This window comes from Nocardia sp. NPDC051832, assembly GCF_040681285.1.
GTDB lineage: Bacteria > Actinomycetota > Actinomycetes > Mycobacteriales > Mycobacteriaceae > Nocardia.
Genome location: NZ_JBFAYL010000001.1, coordinates 616475 through 630617, shown reverse-complemented (window position 1 = coordinate 630617; position 14143 = coordinate 616475). Strand labels below are relative to the sequence as shown.

The window sequence follows — 14143 nt, the reverse complement described above, 5'->3', positions numbered from 1 at the left end:
AACTCGGCTGGTTCGGTCAAGGCAAACTCAGTAGGTGTGGCAGACGGCCGCAACCTCGGCGATGGTGTTGGCGAGGCCCGCCGCCCGCGGATCGTTCTGCGCCTGTGCGGCGGCGTCCGGGTTCTCATCGATGATGCGCTGGAACTCGGCGCGCCGCTGCTCCACCGGGAGATCGAACTTGGCCTTCAGTTCGGCCTTCTGCGATGGGTTGTTGTCGAGAATATTGGCCAGGGCGGGCGCCTTGGCGTGCAGCGCGGCGTCGACCTGCGCGAAGGTGCAGTTCGAATTCAGCAGCGGGGCAGCCAGTTCCATCGGACCGGCGCTCGCCACACCTGGGGCGAGCAGCACGGCGACCGCACCCGCACCGCCGGCGAGCAGGGCGATGGTGGGGCGAGCAGGAAAACGCATCATGAAGAAACTCCCGAGAATCGAGGGGTTGCTGATCGCCTCGACGCTATGCCCTCGCTCTGGCCCGCGCCTTAACCCCGAATGAGAAAGCTCTGAGGAGAGCCGGATTCGCTACGGGGTGATGCGCGGGAATTCCCCCGTGTCGGCCTTGGTCGTGATGATCTGATCGGCCAGCGCCACCAGCACCGACGGGTCCTCGATGGTCGAGGGGACGTCGTAGTCGTCGCCCGCGCTGATCTGCCGGATCGTCTTGCGCAGGATCTTGCCCGAGCGGGTCTTGGGCAGGCCCGCGACGATCACCGCGTCGGCCAGCTGCGCGATCGCGCCGACCTGGTCGCGGACGCGCCGGGTCAGGTCTACGCGCAACTGCCCGGGATCGACCGAGATGTTCTCCTTGAGCACCACATACGCGATCGGGATCTGGCCTTTGAGCTCGTCCGGCAGCCCGATCACCGCGCATTCGGCGATGGCGGGATGCCCGGCGATGGCGGCCTCGATACTGCCCGCGGACAGGCGGTGGCCGGCCATGTTGATCACGTCGTCGCTGCGGCCGAGGACGAACAGGTACCCGTCCTCGTCGAAATAGCCGGAGTCGCCGCTGAGGTAATGCCCGGGAAAGGCCTCCATATAGGAGCGGGTGAAGCGCTCGTCGTCGCGCCACAGCCCGGTCAGGGTGCCCGGGGGCATGGGCAGGCCGATCACGATGTTGCCCTCGACGCCCGCCGGCACCGGGTTGCCCTCGGCGTCCAGCACCCGCAGGCGGTAACCGGGCACCGGCACCGAGGCCGAACCCGCCTTGATCGGAAGTTGTTGCAGGCCGAGCGGGTTGGCGCAGATCGGCCAGCCGGTCTCGGTCTGCCACCAGTGATCGACCACAGGGCAGTCCGGCCGGGTGTCGAGCAAGGTGCGGGTGGCCCACTCGAAGGTCGCCGGATCCAGCCGCTCGCCGGCGCAGAACAGGGCGCGCAGCGAGGACAGGTCGTAGCGGTGCGCCAGCGTCGCCTCGGCGTCGGCCTTGCGGATGGCGCGCAACGCGGTCGGCGCGGTGAACAGCACCCGCACCTGATGCTGCTCCACGACCCGCCAGAAGGCGCCCGCGTCGGGGGTGCCGACCGGCTTGCCCTCGTAGAGCAGCGTGGTCGCGCCGACCAGCAGCGGCGCGTAAACGATGTAGGAGTGCCCGACGACCCAGCCGACATCGGAAGCGGCCCACATGACTTCACCCGGGCCCACGTCATAGATATTGCGCATGGACCAGGCCAGCGCCACCGCGTGCCCGCCGTTGTCGCGCACCACGCCCTTGGGTTTTCCGGTGGTGCCGGAGGTGTAGAGGATGTAGAGCGGATCGGTCGCGGCGACCGAGACCGGGTCGGCGAACGGCGCGTCGCGCACCGCGTCCGACCAGTCCAGCCAGCGCACCGCCACGGTCGCCGCGGAGCTCGGCAGCGACTCGGTCGCCTCCTGCATCTCGGCGAATTTCATGGTCGGGAATTGCGGCCGTTGTTTGACGATCACATGACGAGGCGTGGTGGTCTCGGCAAGGTCCAACGCCTGCAACACGATCGGCGGGTAGTCGATCTTGCGGCCGGGTTCCAGGCCGCCCGAGGCTGTGATGATGAGCACTGGCTCGGCGTCGTCGATGCGGGCCGCGAGCTCGGGTGCGGCGAAGCCGCCGAAGACCACCGAGTGCACCGCGCCGATGCGCGCGCAGGCCAGCATGGCGATCACGGCTTCGGGGATCATCGGCAGGTAGATGACCACGCGGTCACCGACCCCGACGCCCAGCCGGGTCATCGCGCCCGCGAATTGGGCCACCGCGTCGAGCAATTCGGCGTAGGTGAATTGCCCCCTGGTGTCGGTCATAGCAGAGTCGTATATTAGGGCGGGCTGGTTCGCTCGGTTGTCGCTGCCGCCGTGCACGTGCCGATCGAGTGCGTTGTAGGAGGTGTTGAGGCGAGCATCCGGGAACCATCGGGGCACGGGTCGCGCTGCGGTGTCGACGATTTGAGTCGGCGCCACATCCCAGTCGATCGCCTCCGCGGCGCTGGTCCAGAACTCGGCGGGATCCACCAAGCTGGTCTGATAGACCGGTCGGTAGTCGTGCTGCGCACCCACTCCTGTGACTCCCTAGCCCTCGCCTCGATACCCGCCTCGATAGATCTGGATGATTGTGGCAGACTTCACGCGACACCCGGGTGGGTGTCGTGACCTTTGCTTTTGCCTGGAATGGGCTGGTCAAGGCCCGTAGTCCACCTCGGGGTCACCCAAGAAGTTATTGATCCGTTAGAATCTGATGTCACTTATTTCGGCCGTCATAGACGCAATTTCTCGGCCAGCCGCAGTTCTCGGCCAGCTTCGCCTGTCGAGCCAGCATGTGATGGCGCATGGTTGGGGCCAGTTTGGAAAGTGAGTGGGAGATGCGTGACGCCGCTAGGTCCGGCAAGAAGCGCTGGGCGCTTGGCAATTGGGACCTGCGCTGGAAGGTTACGGCGGTCCTTGCCGTGCCGCTGGCGGTCGCGGTTGGGCTCGGCGTGTCGAGGATTACCTCAGAGTTTTCCGAAGCCGGTCGACTGAAGGCTATTTCGGAGAACATCGAGGTCATCCCGGCTGTAACCGGTTTGCGTTCGACCTACAACACCGTTGTGGGTTCGCAGTTGATTTCGCTGGCGCCGGGCACGTCCATCGTGTCCGACCAGAACCTGACCGATCTGGACAAAGCCCTGGTCACGGCCGAGGGTGCGCTGAGCGATCTGGATAATCTGCCGAAGGCGCGCGCCGCCTTCGAGTCCATGATCACCCAGGCGAAAGCCACTCGGGCGCAGGGCAAGGCGCCGATACCGAATCCGGCGGACGCGCTAGCCCAGATCGACAAGGCGACCAACGAGTCGGTCACCATCTTGGAGACCGCCGTCTCGCAGGTCAGCGACCCGCAGATGGATGCGGCGAAGCTGCGCCTTGTCGATTCGATCAACACCCGAGGCACCCTGCTGCCCGAGCTCGCGGCGTTCAGCGAGGTGCTGCGCGGCTCGCTCAACACCGGTCTGTCGAACTTCTTCACCAGCGCGAACACCGAGCGGCAGCTGCTCAACATGCTCTCGCACCGCTTCCCCGCGGACGATCCGGCGATCGCCGACCTGCGGGCGGGCGTGGACACCCGGGTCTCGCTGGCGAGCAGCCCGGACATCGCGGCGGGCAAGATCCCGATCGGCGAGTTGAAGAACTCGATGACGACCAGCCTGGACGTCTACGACCGCATCATCGCCAAGGCCACCAAGGACATCGACGCCGCCATGTCGCGGCTGTCGTCCAAGGCCAACACCGACGCCTGGACCTACACCGCGGTCGTGCTCGCGACCATTCTCGCGGCGCTGTTGCTCGCGGTGTTCGTCGCCCGCTCGATGATCGTGCCGCTGCACCGCCTGCGCCTCGCGGCCCTGCGCGTCGCCGAGAGCGACCTGCCGCACGAAGTCGCCCAGCTCCGTAACGGCGCCGCCCCGGAAGACGTGCCGCTGGAACCGATGCCGGTGCGCAGCTCCGAGGAGATCGGCCAGCTGGCCCGCGCCGTCGACGATATCCACGGCCAGGCGCTGCGTCTGGCCAGTGACCAGGCGCAGATGCGTTCGCAGGTCAACGACATGTTCGAGACCTTGGCGCGGCGCTCGAAGTCGCTTGTCGACCATCAGCTCAGCCTGATCGAGGCGATGGAGTACGACGAGAAGGACCCGCGCCTGCTCGAAAACCTCTTCCGCCTGGACCATCTCGCCGCGCGTATGCGCCGTAACGGTGACAACCTGCTGATTCTGGCCGGCACCAAGCAGCGCCGCGCCAAGTCCGCCCCGGTCGAGATCGCCGACGTGCTGCGGGCCGCGATCTCCGAGGTCGAGGACTACGAGCGCGTGAAGCTCGGCGCGACGCCGCGCGGTTCGCTGATCGAGCCCGCCGCCTCGGACCTGGCGCACCTGTTCGCCGAGCTGCTGGACAACGCGCTGCGCGCCTCGCCGCCGGAGACGGACGTGAAGTTCACCTTCGCGCAGGCGCACGACCAGGGTCTGCTGATCGAGGTCGCCGACCGCGGCATCGGTATGCCGCCCGCCGAAATGGTCGAGATCAACCGGCGTTTGGAGCAGACCGCCGAGCCGGGCCCCGATACCGCCCGCCACATGGGTCTTTTCGTGGTCGGCCGATTGGCCGAGCGGCACGGTCTGACCGTGCGGCTGCGCCCGACCTTCGACACCGCGCGCGATCCGGGTGTAACGGTCACGGTCCATGTCCCGGTAGGCCTGATCGTGCACGGCAAAGCAAGTGTCCAGCAAACGACGCCGGCGGCTCCGGCCGCCGCGGAGCGCCCGCGTCCGTCGGCGCCTTCGTCGATGCAGATGCGGGCGATCCAGCGGACACCGCAGGGCAACGTCATGGTGACGGTGGATCCCGGTGTCAGCGGCCCGATCGACGCACCGAGCGTGCAACCGCCGAGCACTCCGGTCGGCGGCGGCGGTCTGCCGCAGCGCCAGCCGGGTTCGGCCGCGGCCGCCGCCGGTATGCGCCAGGAAGGCGCGCAGTCCGGTCCGACCCTGCGCCCGGCGCCGGGTCAGGCGCAGAACGGTCCGCAGCGCGGCAAGCTCGCCGCGGCCAGCCTGCCCAAGCGCAACCTGGCCGGCGGCCCGCCGCCGCGGCAGCCGGGCACGCCCGAGCCGACCGTCTCCAGCGCGTCCGGCGGGCTGCCCCCGCGTGACGCCAACGGCGGTCTGCCGCAACGGCAGCCGGGCGGCAACGGCGCGCCGCAGCCCACCGGTGGTGGTCTCCCGCAGCGTCAGCCAGGCGCCAATGGCGCCCCCGGGCGCACACCGGACGCGGGCTTGCCGCAGCGTGATCCGTCTGCCGGTGGTCTGCCCTCCAGGCAGGCGCCGCAGCGGGATGCCACTCCGATCGCACCGGCCGCCAGCGGTTTGCCGCAGCGGGAGCCGGGCGTGAACGGCCCCACGGTCAAGGGTGCGACGGTGCAGCCGCCGCGGGTGAATCCGCCGGCCTCGCGGGAATCCGCGCTGCCGCAGCGGGACCCGGGCGCAGGCTCGATGCCGCAGCGTCCGGCCGCCTCGACCGGTTTGCCGCAGCGTCAGCCGTCCGGCTTACCGCAGCGTGATCCGGCCGCGGGTGGTCTGCCGCAGCGTGATCCTGCCTCGGGTGGTCTGCCGCAGCGTGATCCGGCCGCCGGTGGTCTGCCGCAGCGGGATCTCGCCGCCGGTGGTCTGCCACAGCGGGAGCCGTCCGGTGGATTGCCACAACGGGATCCGGCCGCCGGTGGTTTGCCGCAGCGTGATCCGGCCGCGGGTGGCTTGCCGCAACGTGAGCCTTCCACTGGTGGGCTGCCACAGCGTCAGCCCGCCGCTGCCACGCCGCCGCAGCGTGAGCCGGGCGGTCTGCCGCAGCGTCAGCCGGGGTCCTCGCCCCTGGGTCTGCCGCAGCGGGAGCCGGGCGCCTCGCCGCTGGGTGGTGGTTTGCCGCGACGCGAGCCCGCCGCGACCGATCTGCCGCAGCGGGAACGCGGTGCGGCCGACGTCGCCGACAGCGCGTTGTCTTCCGGCACACCGGATTCGCAGGCTCCGGCCCGCGACCCCGGCAAGCACAGCATGCGCTCGGATCCGGCCAAGGCGGCCTCGTTCTTCCAGACTCGACTGCAGCCCGCGGTCGAAACCGGATCGGCGATGGACAGCCCGATTTTCGCCGAAATGATGTCGGCGTGGCTCTCGGATCCGAACCCGGACCGGTCCCAGGTGGCCGCCGCCTTCGAATCACCGGGTGACGAAGGTTGGCAGGCCGCACGGCGGGCCTCCGAGGCGCAAGCCGAGAAAAAGACCGCCGCCGGGTTGCCGCAACGCGATCCGGGCGGAAGGCTGGTCCCCGGCGGTGTCACCGGTGCCGCCCGGGAACGGGCACCCCGCCGCGATCCGGAAATGATCAGGTCCAGCTTGAGTCGTCACCAGCAGGGCGTCCGGGATGGCCGCTCAATGAAAGCACCCCTAACCGGAGAAGGAGACCGATGAACCCCGATCTAGGTGGTACGAATCGTCAACTGGATTGGCTGGTTTCGAACTTCGCCAACGAGGTTCCTGGCGTAGCCCATGCCGTCCTGGTTTCGGCCGATGGCCTACTCATGGCCGCGAGCGCTCAGCTGCCCGTCGACCGCGCCGAGCAGCTCTCGGCCGTCACCGCGGGGCTCGCGAGCCTCTCGGTGGGTGTCTCGAACTTGTTCGAGGGCGGCACCGTGCTGCAGTCGGTCGTCGAGATGGAGCACGGTTACCTGCTGCTCATGGCGGTCGGTGACGGGTCCTACCTCGCGGTGCTGACCAACACGTCCTGCGATATCGGACAGGTCGGCTACGAAATGGCTTTGTTGGTCGAGCGTGTGGGCCAGACAGTGCAGGCCACGCCACGCGTCACGATGGGTTCCTGATGGTGGGATGGACATAGAAGATCACCGCGTGGGGAGCGCCGAGCCGAGCCTCGTCCGCCCATACTCACTGACTGGCGGCCGCACCCGGCCGGCGGTCGAGTTGGCGTTGGAAGCTCTCGTCGCATCGCATCCGGTCGCCCTGGAGCGGCAGTTCGAACTGACCAACATCGAGACGTCAATCGTGGAGTTGTGCAGAGAATCGCCGTCCGTCGCCGAACTCTCGGCGCGTCTGAGCATTCCGATCGGGGTGGCCCGAGTTCTCGTGGCCGACCTGATCGAAGCCGGGCATGTCCGAGTTTCGGCGACTTTGAAAGACGATTCCAGCGACGATGAACGTCGCGAGCTGATCGAAAGGGTTCTCAGTGGACTCCGGCGTATATGATTCGACGGCGCATGTCGATACCCGCACCAGTAAGCCGACCTCGGCGAAGATCGTGGTCGCCGGTGGTTTCGGTGTAGGCAAGACCACGCTGGTCGGTGCCGTCTCGGAGATCGTTCCGCTGCGCACCGAGGCCTTGGTGACCAACGCCAGTACCGGAATCGACAATCTGACCGGCATTCCGATGAAGTCGACCACCACGGTGGCGATGGACTTCGGCCGGATCAGCCTCGCCGACGACCTGGTGCTGTACCTGTTCGGCACACCCGGCCAGTACCGGTTCTGGTTCATGTGGGACGACCTGATCCGCGGCGCCATCGGCGCGGTGGTGCTGGTCGACACCCGCAGGCTCGAGGACAGTTTCGCGGCCGTCGACTACTTCGAGGCGCGCAACCTACCGTTCCTGGTGGCGCTCAACGAATTCGACGACGCACCGCGCTATCCGATCGAGGACATCCGGCAGGCCCTCGCGGTCTCCGCGGATGTGCCGATCCTCTCGATCGACGCCCGCCGGCGCGAGCCCGCCAAGCAGGCGCTGGTCTCGCTCACCGAGTACGCGCTGCGCAAGGTGATGCAGGGCTACTGACCGAGCTACTGCCCCGGCGGCGCCGGGGTGGTAGCTGAGTACCCTCGTTCCCGTGCGAATCTCAGCGCGGGAATTACTCGAGCAGCTGCTCGACGCGGGCTCGTTCGTCAGTTGGGACCGGCCACCGCTGCAGGTGGCCGGTACTCCGCGATATCGCGACGAGTTGCGCCGAGCCGCGCAATCCGCGGGCGTCGACGAGTCGGTGCTGACCGGCGAAGGCATGCTGCGTGGACGCCGGGTCGCCGTAATCGCTTGCGAGTTCGGGTTTCTGGCGGGATCAGTCGGGGTGGCGGCGGCGGAGCGGATCGTCACGGCCGTCGAACGCGCCACCGAGCTCGGCCTGCCCCTGATCGCCTCACCGACCTCCGGCGGCACCCGGATGCAAGAGGGCACAGTCGCTTTCGTGCAGATGGTGAAGATCGCGGCGGCGGTAGCGGTGCACAAGTCAGCGGGTCATCCCTATCTCGTCTACTTGCGCGACCCCACCATGGGCGGCGTGTTCGCCTCCTGGGGTTCACTGGGCCACATCACCTTCGCCCAACCGGGCGCGCTCATCGGCTTCCTCGGCCCGCGCGTCTATAAAGCCTTGTACGACAAGCCGTTTCCGGAGGGTGTGCAAACCGCCGAGAACCTCTACCGCAACGGCGTCATCGACGGTGTACTCCCGACCCCCATCTTCCGCCGTGTCGCCCACCGAGCCCTGAGCGTCCTCAGCGGCGAAATCTCCACGAGCCCAGTCGCGGGCCGAGCCATCCCGACCACGACAGCCGACGATCTCGGTACTGATCCAGAGCATCCACAGACCGGTTCCGTGCCTGGCGAGCGTCAGCGGGCTGGTTCTGTGTCTGGCGAGCGTCCACAGGCCGGTTCCGGGCCCGCCGCGGTCCCGGCGTGGCAGTCCGTGCTCGCCTCCCGCCGCCCCGGCCGCCCGGGCATCCGCGACCTCTTACGCCATGTCACACAACGGGTTCCGCTGAGCGGCACCGGTCAGGGGGAGTCCGACCGCACGGTCGTGCACGCCTTGGCGCGCTTCCGCGGCCAGCCCTGCGTCGTCTTCGGCCACGACCGCTCCGGCCAGCAGGGTGAGAACACCATGGGCCCGGCCGCCCTCCGCGAGGCCCGCCGCAGCATGGCCCTTGCCCAGGAACTGCGCGTACCCCTGGTCTTGGTCATCGACACCGTCGGCGCGGCACTGTCCAAAGAAGCCGAAGAACGCGGCCTCGCCCCCGAAATCGCCCGCTGCCTGGCCGATTTGACGACACTGAACACCCCGACCGTCTCGGTGCTCCTGGGCCAGGGCACCGGCGGCGGCGCTCTGGCCCTGCTCCCCGCCGACCGTGTCCTCGCATCCGCCAACGCCTGGCTGGCGCCGCTACCCCCAGAGGGCGCCAGCGCCATCGTCTACCGCGACACCGACCACGCCCCCGACCTGGCCACCGCCCAGCGCATCCGCGCAGCCGACCTCCGCACCGACGGAATAGTCGATCGCATCGTCCCCGAACTCCCCGACGCCGCAGACGAACCCACCGACTTCGCCCGCCGAATGGTCCACGCCATCGCCGAAGAACTCGCTCACCTCCGCACCCAACCCGCAGACCATCTACTCAGCATGCGCCACCAGCGCTACCGCCGACTCGGCCTGCCCTCCCAGTAGTGACTGACCGAGCCGCGCCGCGCGCAGTCACTCTCAGTGCTGTAATCAGTTCCATCACAGCGCTGCCCGCGCTTCCCGGCCGGACTGTTACTCACCACGGCGGTCGCCTGTTCGGCACAGGCCTAGTCTTCGCCGAGCCAGGCGGGGTGCCAGAGGCGGCCGGTTTCGGTCCAGTTCATGAAGCGGACGGCGCCGATGATTTTGGGGGTTACCCAGACGGCTTCTTTGCGTTCTTCGGGGGTGAGGTCGTTGTCGAAGGGGCTGGTTTTGCGTTCGAGTTTGTGCAGGCGTTTGGCGAGGTCGCGCATTACCTCGTCGCCGAAGCCGGTGCCGACGCGGCCGACGTAGATCAACCTGCCCTCATGGGGGATGCCGACGAGCAGGGATTTGAAGTCGCGGGCTGCGCTGCGCCGGTAGCCGCCGACCACGACCGCGAGGGTGCGCCAGTTGCGTTGTTTGACCCAGGAATGGCCGCGTTTGCCGGGAAGGTAGACCGAGTCCTTGCGTTTGGCGATGACGCCTTCCAGGCTTTGGTCCTGGCTGTATCGCAGGGCGGCTGCGCCGGGGCCGTCGAGGCGCGGCGGGACCTGCATGGCGGGGGCGGTGGCGGCGAGGGCTTCCAGGACGCGGCGGCGGTCGGCGTAGCGTTTGCGCACCAGGGAGGTGCCGTCGAGGTAGAGCACGTCGAAGGCGACGAAGACGGCGCGGGCGGCATCGGCTTGCAGCAGACCGAGATTGGCGATGCCGTGGTCGTCGAAGACGACGGCCTCGCCGTCCAGAACGACGTCGTGGCCGGACAGTTCGTCGGCGATCGGGCCGATGCCGGGGTAGCGGCCGGTCACCACGTTTCCGCGGCGACTGCGCAAGGTCAGTGTGCCGGAGGAGATTTCGGCGATCAGGCGGAAGCCGTCCCATTTCGTCTCGAACGACCATTCGTCGCTGTCGAGTTCGGTGACATCGCCTTCGGTCGCGAGCATCGGTTCCAGGCCGCGCGGGAACGGGGCCGAAGCCTGTCGCGAGACTTTCTCCGGCCGGATCCCGTTCGGCTCCGCCGCACCACGTTTCGCCTGCTTCGCCGGGGCGTCGGTCGCGTCCGGGTTCTGCTCCCGCATCAGATGCATGAGCCACTGATTGCCGTTGGTCTGGATCAGCGCATAGCGCCCGGTGAGCCGCGCGCCGTGGAATCGGACGATGACCTCGTCGGCACGCCACTTCTCGGTCTCGTAGGTGCCGGTATCCCAGATCGTCATCTCGCCCGCGCCGTACTCGCCCTTGGGGATGGCGCCGTGGAAATGCAGGTACTCCAGGGGATGGTCCTCGGTGTGCACGGCGAGGCGGTTCTGCTCCGAGGAGGTCGGCGGGCCCTTCGGCACCGCCCAGGAGGCGAGCACGCCGTCCCGCTCCAGCCGCACGTCCCAGTGCAGCCGCCGGGCATGATGTTCCTGGACGACGAACCGGTTGCCGTCGGTGCTCTGCGGTGGTGCGGCGGGTACCGGCTCCGGCGTGCGCTTCGGATCGCGCATCGACCGGTACTTCGTCAGCGCATCGCCTTTCGCGCCGTCCAGCGGGGGATCGAGCTCGGCGAGCAGATCACCGTCGTCCCGCCAGCGCGCCAGAACTTCGTCGAAACGCAAGTGCCGCAGCTTCTTCGGCTTCTCGATCTCGGCCCAGCCGCGTGGTGCGGCGGCGTTCGGCTCGGCCCGCCCGCGCAGCGAATAGGGCGCGATGGTGGTCTTGGCCGGGTTGTTCTGGCTCCAGTCGACGAAAACCTTTCCGGCCCGGACGTTTTTGGCCATCGTGGCGGTGACCAGATCCGGGTGCAGGTGCTCCAGGTTCGTCGCCACCTGTTTGGCGACGGTGGAAGCACCGCCGGGGCTCAGGGTTTTGTCCAGCGGCACGTAGAGGTGAATTCCTTTGCTGCCGCTGGTGACCGGAAACGTGCGGAGCCCGATGCCCTCGACCATGTCGCGCACCAGGCACGCCACCCGCGCACATTCGGCCAGCCCCGCTCCGGGGCCCGGATCCAGATCGAAGACGATCCGCGTGGCGAAGCCGATCTGATCACCGTCGAAACGCCATTGCGGCACATGGATTTCCAGCGCCGCCTGTTGTGCCAGCCAGGCCAGCCCGCCCTCGGAATCGATCACCGGATAGACGGCGCGCCGCGAGGAATGCTCGACGGTGTGGCGTTCCATCCAGTCCGGCGCGTGCGAGGGCAGGTTCTTCTCGAAGAACGAGGATTCCTCGACCCCGTTGGGCCAGCGCTTACGCGTCACCGGACGTCCCGCGATATGCGGCAGCATGGCCGGCGCGATGGCCGTGTAATAGGCGATGACCTCGCCTTTTGTCGTCCCGGTCGCCGGATACAGCACTTTGTCGAGGTTGGTCAGATCAACCTCGACGGGGGCACGGCCCGGGCTACCACCGAACTCGCGGCGGGGAGACATACTTGAATTCTAGTGGCGGGGACCGGCAATCGGTCCCCGCCGCGCGTCAGGCCTGCGAGCCGGGCTGGGAACCGCCCTGCTCCGGCGGCACCGCCTTCTTGGCGGCTTCCTGTACCTTGTCGATCTTGTCCGAGTACTTGCCCTGGGTCTTCTTATCGACGAAATCACCGGCCTTGTCGACCGCGTCGTGGATCTTGTCGGCGTTCTTGGCCGCCATATCCTTACCCTTGCCGACCAGGCCTTTGAGACTGTCCGCGAAACTCATTCCCGGGTCCTTCCTGTCGATCGAGCTCTGAAGTCGAAACCGACTGGTTTCAACCAATATCCTCCCACCAGGGCTTTTCCTCCGCCATACCGGGAAGCGCCTGCGGCTCGATGCGCTGACCGGGCATCGGCACCACGACCTCGGTGCCCGCCTGGCCCGCCGCCCGCACCATCCGCCGCACCGGCTCCGACCAGCCGTGGAACGCGAGGTTGAAGGTCGCCCAGTGGATCGGCACCAGCAGGCCGTGCGCCGGATCGCCGCCGCACAGGTCGGCGTGCGCGCGCACCGCCTCCTCCGGGTTCATGTGCACATCCGGCCAGCGCGTGTCGTAGGCGCCGATCGGCAAGAGCGTCAGATCGAACGGGCCGAGCGCGGCGCCGGCGTCGGCGAAGACCTTGGTGAACCCGGTGTCGCCGCCGAAGTACACCCGCTTGGTCGGGCCGACGATGGACCAGGACGCCCACAGCGTGGTGTTGCGCACCAGCCCGCGCCCGGAGAAGTGCCGGGCCTCGGTGCAGGTGAGCGTCAGGTCGGTGCCGTCCCGTTCCCGGCCCAGCGCGGCCAGGGAAACCGAACCGCCCCAGTCCAATTCGATGATCCGGTGCTCGGGCACGCCCCAGTGCCGCAGGTGCGCGCCGATGCCGAGCGGCACCAGGAACGGGACCGACTGGCCGGCCACCAGTTCCCGGATGGTCGCCTTGTCCAGGTGGTCGTAGTGATCGTGGGAGATGATCACCGCGTCCAGCGGCGGCAGTTCCGACAGCGGCATCGGCACCGGGTGCAGCCGCGCCGGGCCGACCAGCGCGGACGGCGAAACTCGTTCGCTCCATACGGGATCGGTGAGGATGCGATACCCGTCCACCTCGATCAGCGCCGACGCGTGGCCGTACCAGGTGACCGCCAGCTCGGCCGCCTCCGCGGGGGCAGGCGGGGTTTGCAGCGGCACCACGCCGCGCGGGCGACCCGCGTTACGCCGGGTCAGCGCCGAAATCAGCAGGGAGGGAGCCGAACCCGCCGCGATCTGGCTGCTCGGCTCGGAGTTGTGGAACTGCCGGTTGCGGTAGCTCGCGGCGCCGGTCGCGTACGGCGCGATCGCCGACATCGAGGCGCCGATCGCCGACGGGATGTCCCAGACCGCGCGGACCAGCCAGCCGACACCGATGGCGCCGGCCGCGACACCCAATACCTTCTTCGCTTTCATCGCCGTATCCCCTTATCGCCCAACGAATTTGGCCGCACGCTTTTCTTCCCGGGCCAGCCGCCCCTCCTGGGCGTCGGCGCTGCTCCACGCCGCCTCCAGCGCCGCGCGCTGCTGCGCCGTCTCCGGCTCCCGGGTGCCGTCGTCGTTGAGCACCAGTTTGAGGTGCCGCAGCGACAGCGGGGCCAGTTCGGCGATCGACTTCGCCCAGGTCTGCGCGTCCTCGAGGGTGCCGAGACGGTTGGCGAACCCGAAGCTGTACGCGTCCTGCGCCGACACGCTCTCCGCGCCCATCAGGATGCCGCGGGCGGGCCCGCCGCCGATCAGCGACACCAGGCGGCGGATCGTCCATCTATCCACCGAAATGCCAAGCTTCGCAGCGGGAATCGCGATGTAGGACTCCGGCGACATGACCCGCAGGTCCGCGGCGATGGACATCTGCACGCCCGCGCCGATGGCGCCGCCGTTGATCGCGGCGATCACCGGGATCGGCGCGGACTCGATGGTGTGCAGCATGTCCATGTGATCGGACAGGAAGTCCTCGGAGTAGACCCCGGTCAGATCGGCTCCGGCGCTGAACAGCGGCCCGCGGCCGGTCAGGACCAGGACCCGCGCGCCGGAATCGACGGCGGCGAGCACCGCCTCGCGCAGCAGGTTCACCAGTTCCTGGTTGAGCGCGTTGCGACGGTCTTCACGCTGCAATTCGATGGTGACGACATCGCCATCGCGGCTAACTCCGAGCATGCACACTCCCC

General features: G+C 68.3%; 11 protein-coding genes. 5 read left to right on the top strand and 6 right to left on the bottom strand.

All coding sequences use genetic code 11. The features are described from left to right. Positions 1-27 precede the first annotated feature (27 nt). Both AB0M14_RS02500 and AB0M14_RS02495 read right to left on the bottom strand, forming a co-directional pair. Entirely contained in the window at positions 28-411 is a 384-nt protein-coding gene (locus tag AB0M14_RS02500) for a hemophore-related protein (protein ID WP_364987707.1), read from the bottom strand. 108 nt (positions 412-519) lie between these two features. Next, positions 520-2523, bottom strand: coding sequence for an AMP-binding protein (locus AB0M14_RS02495; protein ID WP_364987704.1), 2004 nt, complete (start codon positions 2521-2523; stop codon positions 520-522). Between the two features lie 302 nt (positions 2524-2825). On the opposite strand from AB0M14_RS02495, the gene AB0M14_RS02490 reads away from it, so the two are divergent. Genes AB0M14_RS02490 through AB0M14_RS02470 form a run of 5 tightly spaced genes read left to right on the top strand, consistent with a single transcriptional unit; the run spans position 2826 to position 9478 of the window. After that, the gene (locus tag AB0M14_RS02490; protein ID WP_364987701.1) at positions 2826-6449 is read left to right on the top strand and encodes an ATP-binding protein; all 3624 of its coding nucleotides are present in this window, start codon (positions 2826-2828) and stop codon (positions 6447-6449) included. Continuing rightward, positions 6446-6859 (top strand): roadblock/LC7 domain-containing protein, encoded by a 414-nt coding sequence (locus AB0M14_RS02485; protein WP_011207200.1) that lies wholly within the window; start codon positions 6446-6448, stop codon positions 6857-6859. The genes AB0M14_RS02490 and AB0M14_RS02485 overlap by 4 nt, the downstream gene beginning before the upstream one ends. A 7-nt stretch (positions 6860-6866) precedes the next feature. Further along, positions 6867-7241, top strand: a complete 375-nt coding sequence (locus AB0M14_RS02480; protein WP_356975156.1) for a DUF742 domain-containing protein — start codon at positions 6867-6869, stop codon at positions 7239-7241. After that, a complete protein-coding gene (locus AB0M14_RS02475) occupies positions 7222-7824 on the top strand; it encodes an ATP/GTP-binding protein (protein ID WP_356975158.1) in 603 nt (200 codons plus the stop codon). The genes AB0M14_RS02480 and AB0M14_RS02475 overlap by 20 nt, the downstream gene beginning before the upstream one ends. 52 nt (positions 7825-7876) lie before the next feature. Further along, a complete protein-coding gene (locus AB0M14_RS02470; protein WP_364987697.1) occupies positions 7877-9478 on the top strand; it encodes a carboxyl transferase domain-containing protein in 1602 nt (533 codons plus the stop codon). A 122-nt stretch (positions 9479-9600) separates the two neighbouring features. On the opposite strand, the gene AB0M14_RS02465 is transcribed toward AB0M14_RS02470, so the two are convergent. From AB0M14_RS02465 to AB0M14_RS02450, 4 genes are read right to left on the bottom strand one after another with little or no spacing between them, the layout of a single operon-like run. Further along, a complete protein-coding gene (locus AB0M14_RS02465) occupies positions 9601-11925 on the bottom strand; it encodes an ATP-dependent DNA ligase (RefSeq protein WP_364987693.1) in 2325 nt (774 codons plus the stop codon). A gap of 46 nt (positions 11926-11971) precedes the next feature. Next, positions 11972-12190, bottom strand: coding sequence for an antitoxin (locus AB0M14_RS02460; RefSeq protein ID WP_364987690.1), 219 nt, complete (start codon positions 12188-12190; stop codon positions 11972-11974). 49 nt (positions 12191-12239) lie between these two features. Beyond that, on the bottom strand, positions 12240-13391 hold the full coding sequence (locus tag AB0M14_RS02455; protein ID WP_364987687.1) for an MBL fold metallo-hydrolase: 1152 nt from the start codon (positions 13389-13391) through the stop codon (positions 12240-12242). A gap of 12 nt (positions 13392-13403) precedes the next feature. After that, positions 13404-14132, bottom strand: a complete 729-nt coding sequence (locus AB0M14_RS02450) for an enoyl-CoA hydratase (protein ID WP_364987684.1) — start codon at positions 14130-14132, stop codon at positions 13404-13406. Between the last annotated feature and the right edge of the window lie 11 nt (positions 14133-14143).